The sequence below is a fragment of the Oleiphilus sp. HI0132 genome, from assembly GCF_001635845.1.
On the sequence record NZ_LWGJ01000873.1, the window covers coordinates 1 to 577 of the forward strand.

1 protein-coding gene is annotated in these 577 nt (G+C 47.5%); it reads left to right on the forward strand.

The genetic code is table 11. From position 1 onward, the window contains the following. A partial coding sequence (locus A3766_RS09975) for an immunoglobulin-like domain-containing protein (RefSeq protein ID WP_156508845.1) occupies positions 1-577 on the forward strand: 577 nt, incomplete at both ends.

Consider the following 577-nt stretch of genomic DNA (forward strand, 5'->3'; position numbering starts at 1 on the left):
TTAAGCTCCAACATTGTGCTTGGTGGTGCAGTTAATACCAGCGTAAGTGGAAGCTATACCCTTACTTACAACGTTAGTGACGCCTCAGGCAACGCTTCGACGCAAGTCTCGCGAACTGTTATTGTTAGTGACATGACTGCGCCGGTAATCAGCTTAGTCGGCACAGACCCGCTCAATCATGAAGTAGGCACCATATTCCTCGATCCAGGCGCTATCGCCTCAGATAATATTGATGGTGATATTTCAGCAAATATTGGAGTTACAGGCTCAGTAGATGCCAACACTGTCGGCGCTTATATCTTGTCATATAACGCTTCTGATGCAGCAGGCAATGCCGCAACCACGGTTAATAGAACTGTAAACGTTGCCAATACTGGCGCACCAACCATCACCATGTCTGGTGCCAACCCACTTAATCATGAGCTAAATACAATTTACACCGACCAGGGTGCGACTGCATCAGACGTAGTCGATGATGACGCTACGCTTAGCGCAGCAATTGTCACCATTAACAACGTGAATGAAAATGTCGCAGGCACATACACGGTCACTTACGATGTGACAGACTCTGGTGGAA